Below are 16,132 nucleotides of genomic sequence, written 5' to 3' on the forward strand. Positions count from 1 at the left end.
AGGAAATTCGGCGGCCAGGTAAAGGGTTACACGTGGTCGCGGTACGCGCCGGAGAATGGATAGCGGAATTCAACGCCGCTGATCTTGTACTCGCACGGAACGCGAACGCTCAGGTTCCACATCTGCGGAGCCAGGGAGCGCCACGGGATCGGCACCTGCATGCCCAGGTTCTCGTCGTTCAGCTCGTAGGCCATCATGCGGTCCTTGTTGCCGTTGGACACGCCGTTGGCTGCCAGCTGGGCGGCGGACAACTGCAGGCGCTGTTCAACGCGCAGCGGCTGGCCAGTCAGGCCGGTGTAGACGTTGTTTTCCTTCAGGTACTGCAGAACAGTGGTGTTCGGCAGTTCCTTCGACATCGGCATGCTGTTGATTTTCCGCCAGCGCGCCGAGTCCAGCACCAGGACGTTCGGCACGTGAACGGTGGCCGAGTTGGTCCAGACATCACCCAGGAAGTCGTCGATGTCCTCAACGATCTGCATGCCGGTGGTGGCAGGGTCGAACCAGTTCAGAGTCGAGTTCGACAGGGCCAGGTTCGGGTTGTTGAACGCGCCGGTCATGCCGCGCGTCGCATCGCCGAAGTACGCAACGCGCTGGGTGTGCTCCTGGGCACCACGGAAGGCCGCGCGGGCCTTGGTGGTGTCCAGAGGGATGCGCAGCTGCTGCGACTTGCGCAGCTCATCCAGGCTGTAGTCGTACATGTTGCCGGCGTAGCCGATCGGCACGGACGACTTGTTGGCGGACAGGGCGACGTTCGGCAGATCGTCGGCGCTGGAGCCGATGAATTTGCCGATGGTGACGGCGTCGTAGCTGATGTAGTCCCAGCTATCCGACCATTCCGGCAGTCCGGTGTGGACCGGGATCAGCTCGGCGTAGTTGATGGCCGCGTACTTGGCCTCGTAGACGCGAGACTCCAGGCTGGCCAGCTGGCTGATGTAGAACGCCAGGCCGTCATCGACGGTTGGCAGGCCATCATGGAACGCGACCTGCTCGATGTCGCGACCTACCTGGTACGCGATGGCGGCGTCGATGGCTACGACGAGTTTCTTGAGCTTCATGATCGATTAGCCCCCGACTTTCAGAGAGATTTTCGCCAGAGCGCCGGCCGATGCCGAGCTGACCCATTTGGCGTTGGGGATCAGGACTGCCAGAGTGGCGGCAGAGCCGACCACGTTGGAGAACTGGCCCTGGTTAGTGCCGGTGCCGTCGCCGACGACCAGATAGACCGGGTCATCTTTGGCCACATCAACGCGGGCGGTAACCCAGATCGGAGCGACGGTCTCGACGGACATGTCGCGCTTGGCGACGGCGCCGAAGGCATCGCCGGTCTGGTAGGCGCGGTTGAGTTCGCGCTTCACCACGCCGATGAACTGGGCAGCGGTAGATGCCGAGGTCGGCAGCTTGGCGCCGTCGTCACCGTCGCTCACCACGCCCAGGCCGAACGGGATGTTGGCGGTTCCCTTGTTGAGTTTCGATACGGCGTTTGACAGCTCGCCGTCGGCGACCATGCCCGCGTACGCGGCGCCGTGGTTGATTGCGTTGCCACCAATAACTGGCATGATCAGGCCCCCTTAGACTTGTGAGCGTTGGCGAGGTTTTGCTTGTGCTGCTGGTAGGCGCTCGGCTTGGCGTCTACGGTGGTCACCGTGGTCGCACCGTCCTTGGCAAGCTGCGCCAGTTGGGCGAGGAGCACCGCGGCATCGCCGGTCGGCTTCTTGTCGCCCTTGTCGCCTTCCTCCTCCTCATCCTTCTCGGACTCGGCGTCGAAAGCGGCTTCGACGTAGGCCGCCGACTTGTCACCCCATGCGACTTTCGGGCGGGCCACGGCCATCGCGGCGCGCTTGATCTCGGTCACGTCCAGGCTGTCGCAGGTGAAGCCGTCGCCGGCGACCTTGCGGGCCAGCTCCTGGGTGGTGCTGATGGCCTTCACGCGGGCGGCAATGGCTTCGTCGCCAGATGCCTTGCGCGCTTCTTCCAGCTTCTCGTTGGCAGCGTCGGCGGCGGCCTGGGCCTTGTCGGCATCGGCCTGGGCCTGGCCAACCTTGGCTTCTGCATCGGTGGCACGCTTCAGCAGGCGGTCGAACGAGTCGGCGACCAGCTGGGCGTTCGCAGGATCAGCAACATCAACGCTGCGCCCGCTATCGGTGGTGATAAGTACAGGCATCGTGTTGCCTCCTGGGTTGGTGTCGAAAACGCGAGCGTTGGCACCTGCCCGCGCTCTATCTACGATGGCGACGTGGTTGATCCTGATGTCGCGCTGGATGTAGTCGTATGGCTGGCCGTCAGCGGTTAGGCCAGGCGAGTGCTCGTAAACTGCGGTGTAGCCGGCGGAGATCTCGCATTTGCCGGCGTTGATGTCGCTGATGGTCTTCTGGTCTTTGACGATCAGGTCGCAGACCACAAAGTCGCCGTCTTGCCGCCCAGACCCGCGGACCACGCCGACTGCCACACCCTTGTAGTTCAGGGCGGTGACCAGTTCCTTCGGGTGGTCGTTGGTGATGTCGCTGGCGTCGTAGGTGTCGAGTGACGCCTGGGCGAACACTTCTTCGGGTGGCCGATAGACGCGGACAATGCGGTTCGGATCGCCGTCCAACTGCAGCTCACGGGCCAGGTATTCCTGAATCCCTGTCCTGGCCACGCGGCCCGGAACCTTGAGGAAACCCTCTTCGGTGTATTCCCTTTGGGTAATGCGGTACCCAGCCCGGTCAAAAACCGTGCACTTCATGTGGCGGCCTCGCCTTGGAACGGGTTATCGATAAACGCCTGGATTGGTCTTCCCGGCATCTTGGTTGGCCTTGACCTGTCGCGCGCTGACTGGGCGGGCGATGCATCGGCACTGGTAGTCGGAGCCGGGCTTGATGGGAACGCCTTTGTCGCTGAGCGGAAGGTTGTCCCAGCGGTACACGCCCTTGCCGTAGGCGGTCACCTTGTCAGCAATCTCTCGGTGCCGATGCCGGACTCGGCGGTCTTCCGAGTCGATCCACTGGAAGTACTCGAAGCCGGCGTCCTGCTGCTGCTTCTCAGCGAGTTCTCCCTGAATCTTCCCGGTCTGGTCGCGAGCAATGACCCTGGCCCGGCGCTGCGTGATCCCATACTGCTCGGTCAGCGCCTTCTCGATGTAGCCAGGCCGCATGCCAGCTCGCATGTTGCCCATTACCAGCGTCTGTACCTCCTCGAGGTACTTGGCCGGGATGGACTTGATGAGCTGCGCGTTCTGCTGAGCTGATGCGTGCAGGTAGTCCTGCATCGTCTTGGAGCCGCTGAAGACGTCGATGCCGACCGACTTTTTCATGTCTCGCTCGGACTTCTTCACAGAGGCCTGGACGAACTCGCTGGCGATGCGCTGGGCGCCCGCTGATACCCGCTCAGAACTCCACTTGGCGAACAGGAAGCTCATGGCGTTCGTGATCAGGTCCGACCAGGCATCAGTGGTGGCCACCGCGTCCTGCGTGTACTCCGGGGCAAGCTGGCGAACCAGCGGCATGATCTCCTTGGATATGTCGGCCTTGACCTGCTTCACCAGGCGCTGGAGCTTGGCGTTGTACTGGATGCCGATCATGTCCATGAGTCATTGCCTTGGCTGCGGAGGCGGAGCCTTTGGTGCCGTAGCTGGTCGCCTGGGAGGCTCGATTCCATACTCGCGCATCTGCTGGAGCGTCGGGTTGTGGTTGAACGGCAAACCCAACTTACGTCTGAGCTGATCGATCGTCATCGTTCTCGTCCATCGGGTCGTTGAACATGTCCAAGTCCTCGTTCTCCTCCAGCGCGGCGATCTTGTCGTCGTCGAACTGGTAAAGCTCTTCGGCCTGCAGGCGGCGCTGAATCTGGCTGGTGGTGACGATCCCGCCGTCCTTGTAGAGGATGTCCGTTTCGGCCTTGGCCTTGTTCGCCTGGGCGATCTGGACGATGTCCGGCTGCTTGAACGGGTTCCAGACGTAGTTGAAGTCATCGATCCAGCGCCCGGTGGCCGAGCGGACCAGCACCTCATCCAGCTGACGCAGGCCGGGGTCGATCTGCGTCAACCGCCTCGAGGAAAGGTGGTTGTAGTAGTTGGTGTCGTCGCCTTCACCGTCGTTACCCAGGCCCTTGGCCGACTCACCAAACAGGCGGGTCACCGGGATGCCGGCGGCGCCGCTGATCCAGGTCATGAGCAGGTCGAGCACAGGGGCAACCCCGGAAAGCTCCAGGGTCTTGCGGTCGTACTTCTCGTCACCGTCGAGCAGCGCCATGTTGATGCTGGACTTCATCATGCTGAACAGGGCGTAGCGCTTGGTAATCGCGTCGTCCTGATCGCTGGCCATCTCATCCGAGAGGCCTTCACGGGTGATGATGTCGACGTTCGCCTCTTGAAGCAGCTCGGCAATGCCGTCCTTGCTCGCAACGATGTCCATCACGTCGTCTAGGCACTTGCGCAGCTCTGAATCACCCCAGCCCTGTGTCTGTGCCCGCTGCCGGCGCGGCAGCTTGGCCCCCGCGAACCGGGCGAAGTGCGTCCAGTGGATCTGCTGTGCGCCTGCGGAGATGGTGTAGAACTCCGGCTGCAGGTAGTTCGCGGCCAGGATGTTGGTCTGGTTAAGGTCCATCGCGGTCATGTCGAAGCGATCGACCACCAGCAGGCGGTACAGGTCGCCCTTCTTGATGCGGTCGGGGCGCAGCGGCTTATCCAGCGGCTGATTGGTCAGCATGAGGATACCGGCGCCGCCGTAGAGCCTGGCCCAGCTGGTGGCCTCGCTTACCATGGCTGGCAACTGCAGGCGGTCTTCCTCGGCCCTGATCACGTCCGCATCGTCGCACTTGAGGGTGCGCCACTCGCGGGTCATGTCCTCGGCCGGGTAGTCGACGATCGCCCTGGCCAGCCAGGAAGTCTGGTAGGCCGCGTCCAGCTGCTGGAAGTCATTCAGGAATGCGTATTGGAACTGGTTGTGCGAGCGCTTGGCCTTCTGGGTGCCGAGGCCCGACACTACGTTGACCAAGCCATCCGACGAAGACCGGATAGTCGCCTCGTACTGCTTCGCGGCCTTCACGAGGGCTTTGCCCAGCTTCTTGTCGGCCGGCGCTAAGCCCTTTTTGCTCATGTAGTCACCAATGGGTCAGAGGAGTTCGCGGATCGAGCGCTTGCCTTTGATGTAAACCTCGGACAGGGCGTCAATCATCACGTCCGTCTGGTCGTCGTGCTTGTGGCTGTCGTCCGCGGTGAACGAGGCCACTTCACAGACGAATTCGTAGTTCTGGTCGTCGTCATAGGGCAGGCACACCAGCTTGGCGGCGTGGAAGCCCTGGATGTCGAGCGCCCGAGTCAGCTTGTCTCGGTCGCGCGGGACGGGCGTCACCTTGAGCGGTAGGCGCTTCTCCATCTCTTGGATCAGGCCGGTGCCGCTGGATTTGTCCTCGACGTAGACCTTGCGGAGGATGCCGTTCTTCTTGCCGTTTTTTGCCCAGGCGCCTTTGACGAATGCCTCAAACTCTCGCCTGAGGGTCTTGGCATCCATCCGGCCACGCTTGAGGCCCAGGCGGTAGATGCGGCCCTCGGCCACGCCCCACTCACAGAACACCGTCCAGTCGTTCCAGGTGTTGGTCTTCTGGGCGGTGTCGGCAGTAATGAAGCGGTAGTCGTACCTGTCCGGCTCCGGCAGGTCTGCGCCGGCGTCCACGTCACCGAAGTACTGGAAGTCCTCAGCGGAGAAGATCCCTCCGTCCAGCGTGTCGGGGTCCTGCATGTACTGACTGCTGAAGGTGTACGGGTGCGCCGTGCGGAGCGCGATCAGGTCGTGAACGCTCTCCTTGGCCGGCCAGTATGACCAGTAGCCGTCGACCTGTTCAGACCCGCACACGCTCTTGATGCATCGCTCGCGGATGCCATCGGGCAGGCTGTCGATATATTCCTGGTTGACCAGGGCTGGGATCTTGATGTGCAGATCGATCTTCAGGCCCATGCCACCAGAGAGCAGGAAGGCCGTCGAGTCGTCGATGTGCCCACGCTGCTGAATGGCGACGAACGGCGTGCCGCTGTGCGCCTTCCGGCTGCGCAGAGTGTTCACCAGGCGAGTGTGCGACTTGCGCCGCTTCGCCTCACTGAACAGGTCGTCGATCTTGTCCCAGTCATCCGCCTGGATGTGGCCGGTGTAGCCATCACCCATGTAGCCGCCACGGACACCCGTGATCTGGCCGCCACTTGAGCGACTGAACAGCTGGTGGATGCGCTTCCCGTCCCGAGCCAGTGTCCAGTCGTCAACCTTGTCCTTCTCGATTTCGAGAGGATAGAACTCGCGGAACTCGGCTGACTTGACCAATGCGCGGCTGCGCAGGCTGTTCTCGTCAACCAGGTTCTTGGAATAGCTAGTGTTGAGGATGCGAACCCGGCGGTGCTTGACCATCGTGTAGACCGGCAGGTGCACAGACCAGAACTCAGTCTTGGTACCCCCTGGTGGGATGTTCACGATGATGTTCTGCGCCTCGCCTGCAAGCATCTTGCGGGCGGCGTAGTCGAAGTAGTGGTGGTGCCAGTTGGTGCGGAAGCTGTCGCCCTGGGTGATGTTGAACCACAGGGACGTGAACGCCAGCGGGCTGTGCTCGCCAGCTGCTATCAAGGCGGCGCGCTCAGCGTGGCTCAGCGCGTCCCACTCGATAGGTTTAATAGCCATCAGTCCACCAGCTTGTCTACCAGCGCGGATACCAGCGCCTGATCCACCTGCTGAGGCGCCTTGGGCGTCATCGATCCATCCGACGAGCTCAGGTCAACCTGCTGCTTGTTGGTGTATGCCCCGCCAGACTCTTTGGCAGCCTGCTCAAGGAGCTGGGCGGCAAGGGCCATGTTCTTCATGCCCTCGGCCCGCGCAGCCATGCGATCAAGCATCCGGAGCCGGTACGAGCGGTTGGCGATCGGGATATCTGCCGCATCCTCGCGGAAGCGCTTGCGCGTATCCTCAAACAGAACCCTCCACTTGGCAGCCAGGTTGGCCCCTGTGCTCTTTGTTGGGTCGTGCTGAGCAACCTGCTGGCGGGTGATCTCGATGTTGAATTCTTTCTTTACGGCCTCAGCAACCTGCGTCGGGGTATCGAAGCACGCCAAGGCCTGCACGATGAAGCCTTTGACTTCAGCGGTGAGGATGGCCATAGGACGGATTCCGTATCACGCCCGTGTCATATCAGGCCAGCTTGAGCAGGCATGTACCACAGGCTCTTGAAATGTTGATCTTGGCCACCTCAGGCGGCCGGCTTGCAGCGTCGATCAGCTGCTGTACGTCGTTGCTGGCACCGTAGCGGCGCACCACGCCAACGAACTCTTCCACATCGTGTCCACGCAGCGTCAGGCTGGGCAGTCCGTCCTGGGTGAACTTGGGCGCGCCGTACTGATCGAGCTTCTGGGCTATGTGGTAAAGCTCGTGCTCGACCAGAGCGCAGAACTCGGTGTCGGAGCACTGGGAGCAGTAATCGGCAGCCAGGGTGATAACGAAGCCCGGCACCTCGCCGAACCAGTCGATCATTTGCTGCTCTTGCCGAGCCTTCTGCCATCCGCCAGCGCGGAACATCAGCTGTTCGGCCTGACCTACCACGGTTCGACCTTGCCTCTCGAAGCAGGCGGACGCCCACAGAAAGCGCAGCGGTGCGTCGATCAAGTGGGCATGGTCGGGATTGTGCAGATCGCCTGTGTCACTGAGGATCGCAGCCTGTACCCACTCGCCGACCTCAGGCGCTGGCTTAAGCCTGGTACCGAGCATCGATAGATCGGTCAGCTCAAGCAATGCAGGTGGCGGCATGGGCCTGGCCGTTTCTCCACTCACTTGCACACCATCTTGTGCGTCTCGGCGTGGGCATGGCCATGCAGCAGGCCGACGATCAATCCTTGCGGAAGCCCGGCAGTCTTTGCGACGTCAATTGCAGCCGCCAGCGCAGCATCTAGGCCGGATACAGCAGCCTTGATCTCGTTACTGACCGGTAGCTCGTGGCGGATCCGAGTGACACGACCCGTCATCGAATCGTCTCGATGAGTCATGTTGATGGTTTCCCTCTGTGGGACTAATACTTAGTTATCTGCCTGGGGAGGCACAGAATATGCAACCAAGATTCGTTATCGTTCCGGCTGTGCCAATAGAAGGCGAGTCCTTCCAAATCGGTAACCGGTTCTACTCCGCCACAACTTCGGGCGGATTTGATATCTATGACAACCAGGAAAAGGCCAGGCTGAAATTTGGCTTCACAAACAGATCTGACGCCGCAGCTGCGTGCGACAAGATGAACGCCGACTCACGCAATCCGGACGAGCTATTCCCCCTGCTGCGCTCAGAGTGAAACGCTACGAAACGGCGCATCCCGAATTTGTGGCGCCCTACCCCGGCTGAAACACATGGCCACGTCGAGCGACCGCGTACAGGACGATCCCGAGCTTGAGGATCACGCCGTACACGGTGGGCACATGACCGTTCATGGCCAGGACGAACGAGCCGAAGGCGCCGATGGCCACCAGGTAGAACGCGACGGCCAGTAGCGGGTGATCCATTGGGCGGATGCGGCGCAGGTAGTCGCACGCAGCGATCACCACCAGCACGCTCAGGAAGGCATTGGCGCCGATCAGGACTGAAATCAGGGTCGAGCTCATCAGGTAGCTCCTTTGGCTCCGAACGATCCCACGAGCGACTTCAGCGCCGGGATGATGTTCATTGCCAGAAGGCCTATCAGAAAGGCCACGCCGTATTGGGTTTCTCCGCTTGTGCCAAGGCTGAAGTAGCTGATGGCGAGCGGGGTGCAGAAGATCGCGGATGCGAAGCCGGTGAAGAAGGCGGCGACCGCCTGGCCGCGCGTGAGACCCCGCAGAAAGGTCAGCGAGAGGATCGCTCCTGCGAAGCCGCCAATGATCACGCCGTACTTCACCAGCAGGACGCCGGCGGTCGTGCTTGCTGGTTCGGGCATTGGATGTCCTTCGAAAATCAGGGCCTCTTGAGGGCCTATTCGGGCAATAAAAAACCCGGCACTTGGCCGGGTTCAGAGTGATTTTTGCCAAAGGCAAAATTATCAGGATGGCGAAATAGTGCCATCAGCCGCACAATTCCGTCAAGCGGCAGTTTTCATGATTTTTATAACCGAGGAGACAGGTACCAAAGCAGCCTTGTCCAGGTCGTTGCAGGCGTTGAAACAGGAGTCTACGAAGTCTTGCCATTCCCGGTCCCAGTTCCGCGAATCCAGCTCCAGGCCGAGCATGTGCAGCAGCCACGCCCGGAACCCTTCCGGCGTCGGGCACGGATCAATCCCTTCGCTCTGCCCGCCCTGATGCATGCGGCGGTACCGGTGCAGTACGCCCAGCGCGACCATTCGGGCCTTCTCGAACTTCTTGGCGTACATCCGTGGGCCAGCGGCATAGGCCACGCGGAACATCGCTTCGTGCGCCTCCTCTGCGTCGTCAGCGGTGGCCAGCGGGCTGTACATGTGGTTGCCGAATGCCTTGAGGTGGGCCGGCAGCGTGTCGATCGCCCGCTGGATGTGGGCAGCGACCGCCTGGTGAGCTTGGTGGCCGGCCTTCCGCTGCTTGTCGGTCTTCTGGATCATGCGACCGAGCAGCCCCATTTCCTGCATCACGACGCCCTGACTGTCACGCGGGACGTAGTGTGCGTCGTGCCATGCCATCCTTGCGCTGCTCAGTTGCATGGGCCGTTCTCCTTATTGCGGCGGCCTGCGATGGCCCTGGCGCGGACGACGCACCAGGTTGAAGTGATGGCCATTGCCAGCAGCAGCGCGCCGGCGGTATCTGCGATTGTCCAGGTCATGCTGCTGCCCTCCTAAGGTCTTTGAGTTTTTGCCTGTACAGGGACTTGATGGCCTGCAGGTCTTCGATGGTCAGGCGGCGGGGCTTATGAGGCCCTTCGAGGAACTCCACGGCATCGGCGCCGATCCGCCTCAACAGGCGGATGCGGTACTCGACCGCGTTACCCGAAAGGTTCCGGTTGCACTTCACGCACTGGCGGTGGACGTTCAGCGGCTCGAAGCGCAGCTCCGGGCAGGCGCCCACCGACCGGTAATGGCCGGCGTCCCAGCGGCTGCCGGTGATGAGGTCGTGGTCGCTCGGGTTCGAGTCGCAGCTGATGCACGGCAGGCCGGCGTCGCGCTCGCGGATGTAGGCATTGAACGCGGTCTGGGCCTCGGCCATGTGCTCGCGGCGGGTCTTGAGCTTCTCCCGGCGCTCATGCAGGTCTTGGCGGGCCTGCTTAGTGATCGCCTTGGCCGCAATCTTCTGCAGCTTCGGGTCCTTAGCCATGGCCTTGGCGCAGGCGATGCTGCACACCTTCTGTGTGGTCATGGTCGGTTTGAAGTGCTTACCGCAACCTGGTGCCTTGCACTTCTTCGGCTTGATCTCGGCTACGCGCATGGCTCGGCCTCCGATGTGTAGATGATTCCTGCCGCCACTGCCTTAGCGACCAATTCCGTACGGTTGGAGGCTCCCAGGTGCAGGCGGGCATCCGCCATCCTGCTGGTGACCGTTCCCGGCGAAATGCCAAGCTCGCGGGCGATCTGCTTTCCGCTCTTTCCTGTTGCAGCGAGAACTACGCACTGCACCCCGCGCCGCGTCAGGCCATGGCCATACAGCCCTCGCCAGCCGGGCGCTGCGAAAACGCCTTGGTCCTTGTTCCGCTTGAGATTTGCTTCCTGGCTCTTCATGCCGCCTCCTCGCTAAGCAGGTCACTGAACACCACGCCCTGCGGCGCGAACTCGGCCACGATGCGGTCGGTGTACTGACATCCCTGGGCCCGGTCGAACAGCCGGGTCACCGGGAAGCCATCCGGCCCGAACATGGCGCACGGCCCCATCAGGCGCAGCTTCACCTCATACGGCAGGTGGATAAACGACTCGGCCCAACCGGTGCGGAACTCGTCGCAGCCGGCGCGCATGATCGGCACGCCGAAGTGCAGCTTGCAGTACCGGCGCACATCCTCGATGTCGCCCATCTCGGTGCTCTTGGCGATGCGGTCGTACATGGCGAACCACAGGGCGTTCTGGTCCAGGGTGCGATCCTTGCCCGGACGCATGGTGACCACGACGAACTTCTTGTCGCGGAACAGACGGGTGAGCATGGTTACGGCCTCGGACAGCTTGGCCTGGCAATTGACGCTGATTTTCTCGGTCATGGCCTTGCCCTCCCGATGGCGCAGTTGTAGGTGGTGTTGCCGATGTAGAAGCCACCGATGCGGTCGCAGTCGTTCTTGATGCTCTCGTGAGCTCCAACCCAGCCGCCGAGCGCGCAAAGCGCAAAGACGAAGGCAAGCCAGAGGGAATTCATCACACCCCCTCCCCGGCCGGCTGCCCGGCGCGCTTGATGTTCAACTTGGCCAGCAGGTGTGCACGGCATGCGGCGGCGCTCGATGGGATCTGCTGAATCTCCAGCAGGCGGACCTGGCGCTGATTCGCGTACTCGTCGGCCAACTGGGCAGCGCTCTTCTGGCTGTCGTGGCCAATACCGGTCGCGATGTCGCCCAGGGGCTCGCCGGCGACCAGCATGCGGATCGTGATGTCGTAGGCGCGGGCGAATACCTTCTCGGCCCGCTCAACCTCCATCGACCCCAGGTTCTGCGCTTCGCACTGCAGGGCCGCGTGGCGCACCGCTGCGTGCGTCCAAACGCGTGACCCTGCCCTGCTGGGGTGGAAGTTCTCCAGCGCCTCTGCCAGGGCCCGCGCAAGCGGCGGAATGCCCATCTCCTCCGGGGTCGGCTGGCACAGCTTGATGAACTTGCCGCTGCTCGGGGCGAAGTCGGTACCCAGCACCCGGCACTTCTGGATACCAAAGCGGATCTGCTCGAGCGTGTTGATGCCAGCGGCAACGAAGGACTTGATCCAGCTGCGCTTGGCTGCCTTCAGCGCGTCATCATCCGGCCAGGCCTGCTTCCATGCCGGGAAGATGGCCTGCAGCTCCTTGAACAGGGCGTTGACCACTTCGGTGGTGCCTGGGTCCAGCTGCTTGGCCGGGGCCTGAATCTCGGCGGGCAGGTTGCGGGCCGTGGCCATGATCTGCGTGACGCTCTTGGGAGCGATCTGCGTGCTCATAGTGCCCCCAGGTCATCAGCCCAGCTGGTGTCGTTGAAGTCGGGGCCATTGGCCTGGCGCTTCAGCGGGAAGGGTCGAACGTTGCTCGCGCTGGCCATGTCACGCTTCACCCACTTGACCAGCAGGCTCACCCACGAGGCCTGGGTCTCGCAGCGGCCAGATGCCGAGTAGTGGCAGACGAATGCGGCGGTCGCCTCATCGGTGAACAGGTCGACAGGGATGCCCATGCGCTTTGCGTAGGCCTTCAGCAGGTTGTCGTCGGGCTTCCACTCAAGGTCCATCTCGGTCGGGAGCTTTGGGTCAACGCCGGATTCCTCGCCCGCGCGTTGTGTGTTGTGTTCTTCCTTTCCATTCCCTTCCCTTCCGGGGTCAACTGGTCGACGACCAGTTGGCGACTCCTCGGCGAATTGTCGACGACTACTCTCCGACCCATCGTCGATTTCTGCCGGTGGCGCTGGGTACTTGAAGTTCTTTTTCTCGATCTTCTGGTGCTTCCAGCCGCAGATGTGCAGGTAGTTTTTGCCTGCTGCCCAATAGCTGCGAGTCAGCTCGGCTCCTTCCAGCTCACCCAGGAGCGCGCTCACCTCCTCTGTGGTGATGTCGTCACCGGGAAAGATCAGGGCCTTGATCGTACGGGCGGCCAGGGGGTGATTGCCGCCGTCGTCGCAGAAGTTCCAGAGACCGATGAACAGCAGGCGGGCCAGCGGACGGCAGGACATGACCTGCTCGCTCGACCAGAATTCGGGCTTGATAGTGCGGATGCGGGCCATCATTGGACCTCCAGGTTGTACTGCGCCCACAGGCCAGCCACCCAGGTGACGCCCTTCGGGGTGAATTTGGCTTGATTGAAGGCGTGGCCGCTTTCGCTGGTGCCGGTCTTCACGTCGAAGCGGCCGGCATCGATGTGCTGCTGGTAGGCCTGCCACTCCCCGCCCAGGCGGTACATGATCTTTTTGTCAATCAGGAACTCGCGGAAGCGGGCCTCATTGGCCCTCAGGAGCTTGGCGGTTTGGCGGAAGCCCTTGAGGCCGGTCGATTCGACGTACTTGTCGACAAACTCAACCTTTGGCGCGGCGATGGCCAAGGCCTGCTGTGCAGCCTGGCGCTGCTCATACTGCTCAGCCCAGGCGCGGGCTGCCGCTGCGGGGTTGGAGAAGTCAGGAAGGGTGGCGATTACTCGCCCTGAGCCCTCCTCCAGCTCTCTCCAGCGCTTGATGACGGCCATGCGCATAGCGGCGCTGTAGCCGGTGAGCAGGCAGTCGGTGTGCTCGCGATCGAGCCGGTACTCGATCTGACTACGGTTCTGGCCGTCCAGGTAGGTGCATCCAAAAGTGGATGCATCTTCACCGAGGTCGGCGAGCAGCTTTTCGATGTCTCGCTTGACGTGGAAGTGCTGCTTTCCAGTCAGATCGGCAATCTCGCGCGACGACATCGTGCGCGCCACGAAATCGTTATTCGCATTTTGTGGCGCCGATCTAGGTAGGGTATGTACACTTTGGGTCTGCATATGCATAATTCCCTTCAGAGTTTTGTGTTGCAGAGAGCCGGGCCGTAATCCCGGCTTTTTTGTGCCCGCAATTCGGGCGTTTAGGTCGGAACCTCCTGCTAGGCTGTGAAGCTCTCACCCAACACAGCGAACCAGGAGGTTCCGATGTCGATAAAATCAGTTGCCAGCTTCAGCGCCAGATGCCCCCAATGCGGCGGCGCAGAGTTCATCGATGCCGACGAGATCGAAGCGGCCAATGCGAGGTATGAGTGTGTAGGCTGCGGCTCCATCAGCACTGTCGACGCGCTTGGACTCTCCGGATCGGAAGTAGACAAGGCGGCCGGCGCCGCTGCGGACGAGATTGAGGACGCTCTCGAAAAAGCCCTTTCGAAGATGAAGTGGTAATCGCTCAACGGTGCTAGTCACCTTCCCCTCAAGGTCGGTGAGGTCCGCGATGATCTCGATCTTCACCTCGTGAGGGGTTCTTTTTTGGCTAGCTCCTGGCGGCGGCGGGATGTCTCCCCATGATCCAACCATTTCCCTCTCCTGTTGTGTGCCGAAGCGATCAATCCCTGATAGGGCCTGCAACCAGAAGCATCTCGCGGTATCCAAGCCTCACGGCTCGAGCGGCAGAGATGGCAAACTCTTCGTGGCGATCTGCCGGGAGCGAAGGAAGAGACGCGACCAGAATCTTGGCCAGCGTCTCTTCCAGCAATTCCAGGCTCACACCGATCTCTTCAGCCTTCTGCTGAGTACCCATAACTCTCTCCTTCTCTGTTACGGCCGTCGGCCTATAAGTCGCCCTTGAGGCCCTCCTTAGGGACCAATTGGACTACCTGTGCTTTGGGCCTTCCGAGACGACTCGGACCACCCATGGCCAGGAACTCGATAGCAACAGCTTCGAGCGCCTGGTCGATGCTTAAGCCCTTGCTGAGGGCAAAAGCACTGATCTGTCTCTTCGCACCATCACTCAGGTGCTCGTAGTCGATTTCAGCCACGTGACCTCCATAGGGCCTCTAGGCCGCGCTAGACTGCTTGTCGTCCTTGCTCAGCGCTTCAATCGCACCGTTTTCCACGGCCCACTCGATCATTTCGTAGAGGTAGGTCGCGTGCTGCATCTCTGCGCGCTCTGCTGCCCGGGCCAGGATGCGGTCCAGGGTTTTGTTGAAACGGACCTTCCGAGGCGTATCACGCTTGTGGGATTGGTCGGCGTACATACGGGTACTGCTCCTTGCGGTTGGAATTGGTTAGGCGGCGACTTGTGCCGGCGGGAACGCATCATCAAGGGCGCAACTGGCGCCCAGGACGTTCAGCGCTTCCACGATCTGGCGCGCCTCTTGAAGGCCAGGATTCCTGAGGCCTGATTCGTAATTCGCCAGGCGGGACTGATTCCAGCCGAGCTGACGGCGCAGCGCTGCCTGGGTAACGCCAGCCCTTTCGCGGATCGTTCGGACTTGGTTCATACGGTCTTCCTCCATTGATGACCGAAGGATAAACACGAATCGTGTTAATTGCAATCACAATAAGTGAAAGCCGGGTATTTCGTTTCGTGATGAAATTCCGCGCATGAACGAATCATTGAGCCAGCGCATCAAGCGCCTGAGAAAAGCCAAAGGGATGTCCCAGGCCCAACTTGCGGAGGCCTGCGGCTGGAAATCACAATCCCGGGTTGGTAACTATGAGGTCGGCACTCGCGAGCCGACCCTGGCCGATATCGCCTCGATGGCAGCAGCCTTGGGCGTGGACCAGTCCGAGCTGCTCCTGAATTCGCCGGCGCCAGAACCAACTGCCGCGCCTGAACGGAGCATGGCCGATCTTGTGAAGCAGATGCTCGCAAAGAGCGGAAAAGGCTTTTCCGAAGAGGCGCGCCGCCGGCTTCTCGCAGCAGCTGAGGAGCCGCAACCGTCCAACGTGATTGAGGCTGACTTCTCCCGCCCAGGCCTGGTTGGTGATGAGGTGTGGATCGCCCACTACGATGTCCGGGCGTCAATGGGCGGTGGACAGAACGCGCACGACTTCCCAGAACTGCTCAAGGACATCCGCGTCAGCCCGAGCCATCTACGGGAGCTGGGCGTTGAGTTCGAAGAGCACTTCCACCTCAAGGTGGTCACCGGCTGGGGCCAGTCGATGGAGCCCACCATCAAGCACCGCGACCCGCTGATCGTGAACATCAACGTCCGCGAGTTCGTGGGCGACGGGATATATCTCTTCGTCTGGGATGACCTGCTCTACATCAAGCGCCTGCAGGTGGCTGATGAGGATCACTACGAGATGATTTCGGACAACCCGAGGCACAAGGATCGTCTGATCCGCCGGGACATGACCTATATCCAGGCCCGCGTGCTGCTGGTCTGGAACGCGCACCTGGTGTAGCCATGCCCCTCACCAGGCCCAACCAAGACCTGCGCCGCGACCTTCAGGGGCTGGCCTCAGACCTCAAATGGTCAGCGGTCGAGCTGATGCGGATTGCCGAACGACTGAGCCTGGCCGGAAACGAGCATGACGCCCAGGCAGTGATCAGGATCTGCCAGGTGATGCAGGCTGGGGAGGATCGGCTGAATGGGTATGGGGAGGAGGTAAAAGCGGGTCGAATCAAGCGATCCTGAGGAAGCTACTTTGCCG

Annotated in this window: 28 protein-coding genes; 3 read left to right on the plus strand and 25 right to left on the minus strand. The window is 61.6% G+C overall.

Translation table 11 applies throughout. The features are described 5' to 3' along the window. Positions 1-26: 26 nt before the first annotated feature. The 9 genes from C4Q26_RS03155 to C4Q26_RS03195 form a co-directional block, all read right to left on the minus strand. Positions 27-1,055: a DUF2184 domain-containing protein gene (locus C4Q26_RS03155; protein WP_177429819.1), complete on the minus strand. Its 1,029-nt coding sequence runs from the start codon at positions 1,053-1,055 to the stop codon at positions 27-29. 6 nt (positions 1,056-1,061) lie between these two features. Continuing rightward, the gene (locus C4Q26_RS03160) at positions 1,062-1,556 is read right to left on the minus strand and encodes a hypothetical protein (RefSeq protein ID WP_104882729.1); all 495 of its coding nucleotides are present in this window, start codon (positions 1,554-1,556) and stop codon (positions 1,062-1,064) included. Positions 1,557-1,558: 2 nt separating this feature from the next. Continuing rightward, on the minus strand, positions 1,559-2,722 hold the full coding sequence (locus tag C4Q26_RS03165; protein WP_104882730.1) for a DUF2213 domain-containing protein: 1,164 nt from the start codon (positions 2,720-2,722) through the stop codon (positions 1,559-1,561). A 24-nt stretch (positions 2,723-2,746) separates the two neighbouring features. Further along, positions 2,747-3,562, minus strand: coding sequence for a phage minor head protein (locus C4Q26_RS03170; protein WP_104882731.1), 816 nt, complete (start codon positions 3,560-3,562; stop codon positions 2,747-2,749). Between the two features lie 121 nt (positions 3,563-3,683). After that, positions 3,684-5,072, minus strand: coding sequence for a DUF1073 domain-containing protein (locus tag C4Q26_RS03175; RefSeq protein ID WP_104882732.1), 1,389 nt, complete (start codon positions 5,070-5,072; stop codon positions 3,684-3,686). Positions 5,073-5,087: 15 nt separating this feature from the next. Then, positions 5,088-6,638 (minus strand): phage terminase large subunit, encoded by a 1,551-nt coding sequence (terL, locus tag C4Q26_RS03180; protein ID WP_104882733.1) that lies wholly within the window; start codon positions 6,636-6,638, stop codon positions 5,088-5,090. Next, the gene (locus tag C4Q26_RS03185) at positions 6,638-7,111 is read right to left on the minus strand and encodes a DUF2280 domain-containing protein (RefSeq protein ID WP_104882734.1); all 474 of its coding nucleotides are present in this window, start codon (positions 7,109-7,111) and stop codon (positions 6,638-6,640) included. Before C4Q26_RS03185 ends, terL begins: the two co-directional genes overlap by 1 nt. Positions 7,112-7,142: 31 nt before the next feature. Continuing rightward, the gene (locus tag C4Q26_RS03190) at positions 7,143-7,754 is read right to left on the minus strand and encodes a putative metallopeptidase (RefSeq protein WP_104882735.1); all 612 of its coding nucleotides are present in this window, start codon (positions 7,752-7,754) and stop codon (positions 7,143-7,145) included. A 20-nt stretch (positions 7,755-7,774) separates the two neighbouring features. Beyond that, a complete protein-coding gene (locus C4Q26_RS03195) occupies positions 7,775-7,990 on the minus strand; it encodes a hypothetical protein (protein ID WP_027907677.1) in 216 nt (71 codons plus the stop codon). A 59-nt stretch (positions 7,991-8,049) separates the two neighbouring features. Between C4Q26_RS03195 and C4Q26_RS28260 the strand changes: the two genes are divergently transcribed. Beyond that, positions 8,050-8,286 carry a hypothetical protein gene (locus tag C4Q26_RS28260; RefSeq protein ID WP_104881554.1) on the plus strand — a complete coding sequence of 79 codons (237 nt, stop codon included), beginning with the start codon at positions 8,050-8,052 and terminating at the stop codon, positions 8,284-8,286. Between the two features lie 37 nt (positions 8,287-8,323). On the opposite strand, the gene C4Q26_RS03205 is transcribed toward C4Q26_RS28260, so the two are convergent. The 16 genes from C4Q26_RS03205 to C4Q26_RS03270 all read right to left on the minus strand — a co-directional run bounded on the left by C4Q26_RS03205 (position 8,324) and on the right by C4Q26_RS03270 (position 14,973). Next, positions 8,324-8,593, minus strand: a complete 270-nt coding sequence (locus C4Q26_RS03205) for a hypothetical protein (RefSeq protein WP_104881553.1) — start codon at positions 8,591-8,593, stop codon at positions 8,324-8,326. Beyond that, on the minus strand, positions 8,593-8,904 hold the full coding sequence (locus tag C4Q26_RS03210) for a peptidase M48, Ste24p (protein WP_104882736.1): 312 nt from the start codon (positions 8,902-8,904) through the stop codon (positions 8,593-8,595). The genes C4Q26_RS03205 and C4Q26_RS03210 overlap by 1 nt, the downstream gene beginning before the upstream one ends. Before the next feature lie 141 nt (positions 8,905-9,045). Beyond that, a complete protein-coding gene (locus tag C4Q26_RS03215) occupies positions 9,046-9,636 on the minus strand; it encodes a hypothetical protein (protein WP_104882737.1) in 591 nt (196 codons plus the stop codon). After that, positions 9,627-9,755 (minus strand): hypothetical protein, encoded by a 129-nt coding sequence (locus C4Q26_RS28265; RefSeq protein ID WP_256583370.1) that lies wholly within the window; start codon positions 9,753-9,755, stop codon positions 9,627-9,629. The genes C4Q26_RS03215 and C4Q26_RS28265 overlap by 10 nt, the downstream gene beginning before the upstream one ends. Then, positions 9,752-10,354 carry a recombination protein NinG gene (locus C4Q26_RS03220; protein ID WP_104882738.1) on the minus strand — a complete coding sequence of 201 codons (603 nt, stop codon included), beginning with the start codon at positions 10,352-10,354 and terminating at the stop codon, positions 9,752-9,754. Before C4Q26_RS03220 ends, C4Q26_RS28265 begins: the two co-directional genes overlap by 4 nt. Beyond that, entirely contained in the window at positions 10,345-10,644 is a 300-nt protein-coding gene (locus C4Q26_RS03225; protein ID WP_104882739.1) for a response regulator transcription factor, read from the minus strand. Before C4Q26_RS03225 ends, C4Q26_RS03220 begins: the two co-directional genes overlap by 10 nt. Next, entirely contained in the window at positions 10,641-11,111 is a 471-nt protein-coding gene (locus C4Q26_RS03230; RefSeq protein WP_104882740.1) for a hypothetical protein, read from the minus strand. The genes C4Q26_RS03225 and C4Q26_RS03230 overlap by 4 nt, the downstream gene beginning before the upstream one ends. Continuing rightward, positions 11,108-11,263, minus strand: a complete 156-nt coding sequence (locus C4Q26_RS28055; RefSeq protein WP_177429820.1) for a hypothetical protein — start codon at positions 11,261-11,263, stop codon at positions 11,108-11,110. Before C4Q26_RS28055 ends, C4Q26_RS03230 begins: the two co-directional genes overlap by 4 nt. Beyond that, entirely contained in the window at positions 11,263-12,024 is a 762-nt protein-coding gene (locus C4Q26_RS03235) for a replication protein P (RefSeq protein ID WP_104882741.1), read from the minus strand. The genes C4Q26_RS28055 and C4Q26_RS03235 overlap by 1 nt, the downstream gene beginning before the upstream one ends. After that, a complete protein-coding gene (locus C4Q26_RS03240) occupies positions 12,021-12,797 on the minus strand; it encodes a DnaT-like ssDNA-binding domain-containing protein (protein ID WP_104882742.1) in 777 nt (258 codons plus the stop codon). The genes C4Q26_RS03235 and C4Q26_RS03240 overlap by 4 nt, the downstream gene beginning before the upstream one ends. Further along, a complete protein-coding gene (locus C4Q26_RS03245; RefSeq protein WP_218274786.1) occupies positions 12,794-13,537 on the minus strand; it encodes a phage antirepressor KilAC domain-containing protein in 744 nt (247 codons plus the stop codon). The genes C4Q26_RS03240 and C4Q26_RS03245 overlap by 4 nt, the downstream gene beginning before the upstream one ends. Before the next feature lie 150 nt (positions 13,538-13,687). Then, the gene (locus C4Q26_RS27825; RefSeq protein ID WP_158664880.1) at positions 13,688-13,981 is read right to left on the minus strand and encodes a hypothetical protein; all 294 of its coding nucleotides are present in this window, start codon (positions 13,979-13,981) and stop codon (positions 13,688-13,690) included. A gap of 94 nt (positions 13,982-14,075) precedes the next feature. Next, complete coding sequence (locus C4Q26_RS03255) at positions 14,076-14,270, minus strand: hypothetical protein (protein ID WP_104882745.1); 195 nt, start codon at positions 14,268-14,270, stop codon at positions 14,076-14,078. Positions 14,271-14,301: 31 nt separating this feature from the next. Then, positions 14,302-14,508: a hypothetical protein gene (locus C4Q26_RS03260; protein ID WP_104882746.1), complete on the minus strand. Its 207-nt coding sequence runs from the start codon at positions 14,506-14,508 to the stop codon at positions 14,302-14,304. Positions 14,509-14,526: 18 nt separating this feature from the next. Further along, positions 14,527-14,727 (minus strand): hypothetical protein, encoded by a 201-nt coding sequence (locus tag C4Q26_RS03265; RefSeq protein WP_060476701.1) that lies wholly within the window; start codon positions 14,725-14,727, stop codon positions 14,527-14,529. A gap of 30 nt (positions 14,728-14,757) precedes the next feature. Further along, positions 14,758-14,973, minus strand: a complete 216-nt coding sequence (locus C4Q26_RS03270) for a helix-turn-helix transcriptional regulator (RefSeq protein ID WP_009397152.1) — start codon at positions 14,971-14,973, stop codon at positions 14,758-14,760. Between the two features lie 103 nt (positions 14,974-15,076). On the opposite strand from C4Q26_RS03270, the gene C4Q26_RS03275 reads away from it, so the two are divergent. Both C4Q26_RS03275 and C4Q26_RS03280 read left to right on the plus strand, forming a co-directional pair. Then, positions 15,077-15,883, plus strand: a complete 807-nt coding sequence (locus C4Q26_RS03275; protein WP_104882747.1) for an XRE family transcriptional regulator — start codon at positions 15,077-15,079, stop codon at positions 15,881-15,883. A gap of 2 nt (positions 15,884-15,885) precedes the next feature. Next, on the plus strand, positions 15,886-16,116 hold the full coding sequence (locus tag C4Q26_RS03280; RefSeq protein ID WP_104882748.1) for a hypothetical protein: 231 nt from the start codon (positions 15,886-15,888) through the stop codon (positions 16,114-16,116). Positions 16,117-16,132: the final 16 nt, after the last annotated feature.

It is taken from the genome of Pseudomonas sp. SWI44 (genome assembly GCF_002947915.1).
Classification (GTDB): Bacteria; Pseudomonadota; Gammaproteobacteria; order Pseudomonadales; family Pseudomonadaceae; genus Aquipseudomonas; species Aquipseudomonas taiwanensis.

Excerpts from the sequence above, each read along its gene's own strand:
- C4Q26_RS03155 (WP_177429819.1), bottom strand. The coding sequence starts at position 1,055 with ATGAAGCTCAAGAAACTCGTCGTAGCCATCGACGCCGCCATCGCGTAC.
- C4Q26_RS28055 (WP_177429820.1), bottom strand. The coding sequence starts at position 11,263 with ATGAATTCCCTCTGGCTTGCCTTCGTCTTTGCGCTTTGCGCGCTCGGC.
- C4Q26_RS03195 (WP_027907677.1), bottom strand. The coding sequence starts at position 7,990 with ATGACTCATCGAGACGATTCGATGACGGGTCGTGTCACTCGGATCCGC.
- C4Q26_RS03205 (WP_104881553.1), bottom strand. The coding sequence starts at position 8,593 with ATGAGCTCGACCCTGATTTCAGTCCTGATCGGCGCCAATGCCTTCCTG.
- C4Q26_RS03170 (WP_104882731.1), bottom strand. The coding sequence starts at position 3,562 with ATGGACATGATCGGCATCCAGTACAACGCCAAGCTCCAGCGCCTGGTG.
- C4Q26_RS03280 (WP_104882748.1), top strand. The coding sequence starts at position 15,886 with ATGCCCCTCACCAGGCCCAACCAAGACCTGCGCCGCGACCTTCAGGGG.
- C4Q26_RS03175 (WP_104882732.1), bottom strand. The coding sequence starts at position 5,072 with ATGAGCAAAAAGGGCTTAGCGCCGGCCGACAAGAAGCTGGGCAAAGCC.
- C4Q26_RS03235 (WP_104882741.1), bottom strand. The coding sequence starts at position 12,024 with ATGAGCACGCAGATCGCTCCCAAGAGCGTCACGCAGATCATGGCCACG.
- C4Q26_RS03265 (WP_060476701.1), bottom strand. The coding sequence starts at position 14,727 with ATGTACGCCGACCAATCCCACAAGCGTGATACGCCTCGGAAGGTCCGT.
- C4Q26_RS28265 (WP_256583370.1), bottom strand. The coding sequence starts at position 9,755 with ATGACCTGGACAATCGCAGATACCGCCGGCGCGCTGCTGCTGGCAATG.
- C4Q26_RS03165 (WP_104882730.1), bottom strand. The coding sequence starts at position 2,722 with ATGAAGTGCACGGTTTTTGACCGGGCTGGGTACCGCATTACCCAAAGG.
- C4Q26_RS03220 (WP_104882738.1), bottom strand. The coding sequence starts at position 10,354 with ATGCGCGTAGCCGAGATCAAGCCGAAGAAGTGCAAGGCACCAGGTTGC.
- C4Q26_RS03215 (WP_104882737.1), bottom strand. The coding sequence starts at position 9,636 with ATGCAACTGAGCAGCGCAAGGATGGCATGGCACGACGCACACTACGTC.
- C4Q26_RS03185 (WP_104882734.1), bottom strand. The coding sequence starts at position 7,111 with ATGGCCATCCTCACCGCTGAAGTCAAAGGCTTCATCGTGCAGGCCTTG.
- C4Q26_RS03275 (WP_104882747.1), top strand. The coding sequence starts at position 15,077 with ATGAACGAATCATTGAGCCAGCGCATCAAGCGCCTGAGAAAAGCCAAA.
- C4Q26_RS03210 (WP_104882736.1), bottom strand. The coding sequence starts at position 8,904 with ATGCCCGAACCAGCAAGCACGACCGCCGGCGTCCTGCTGGTGAAGTAC.
- terL (WP_104882733.1), bottom strand. The coding sequence starts at position 6,638 with ATGGCTATTAAACCTATCGAGTGGGACGCGCTGAGCCACGCTGAGCGC.
- C4Q26_RS03240 (WP_104882742.1), bottom strand. The coding sequence starts at position 12,797 with ATGATGGCCCGCATCCGCACTATCAAGCCCGAATTCTGGTCGAGCGAG.
- C4Q26_RS03225 (WP_104882739.1), bottom strand. The coding sequence starts at position 10,644 with ATGAAGAGCCAGGAAGCAAATCTCAAGCGGAACAAGGACCAAGGCGTT.
- C4Q26_RS03270 (WP_009397152.1), bottom strand. The coding sequence starts at position 14,973 with ATGAACCAAGTCCGAACGATCCGCGAAAGGGCTGGCGTTACCCAGGCA.
- C4Q26_RS28260 (WP_104881554.1), top strand. The coding sequence starts at position 8,050 with ATGCAACCAAGATTCGTTATCGTTCCGGCTGTGCCAATAGAAGGCGAG.
- C4Q26_RS03230 (WP_104882740.1), bottom strand. The coding sequence starts at position 11,111 with ATGACCGAGAAAATCAGCGTCAATTGCCAGGCCAAGCTGTCCGAGGCC.
- C4Q26_RS03255 (WP_104882745.1), bottom strand. The coding sequence starts at position 14,270 with ATGGGTACTCAGCAGAAGGCTGAAGAGATCGGTGTGAGCCTGGAATTG.
- C4Q26_RS03160 (WP_104882729.1), bottom strand. The coding sequence starts at position 1,556 with ATGCCAGTTATTGGTGGCAACGCAATCAACCACGGCGCCGCGTACGCG.
- C4Q26_RS03245 (WP_218274786.1), bottom strand. The coding sequence starts at position 13,537 with ATGCATATGCAGACCCAAAGTGTACATACCCTACCTAGATCGGCGCCA.
- C4Q26_RS03190 (WP_104882735.1), bottom strand. The coding sequence starts at position 7,754 with ATGCCGCCACCTGCATTGCTTGAGCTGACCGATCTATCGATGCTCGGT.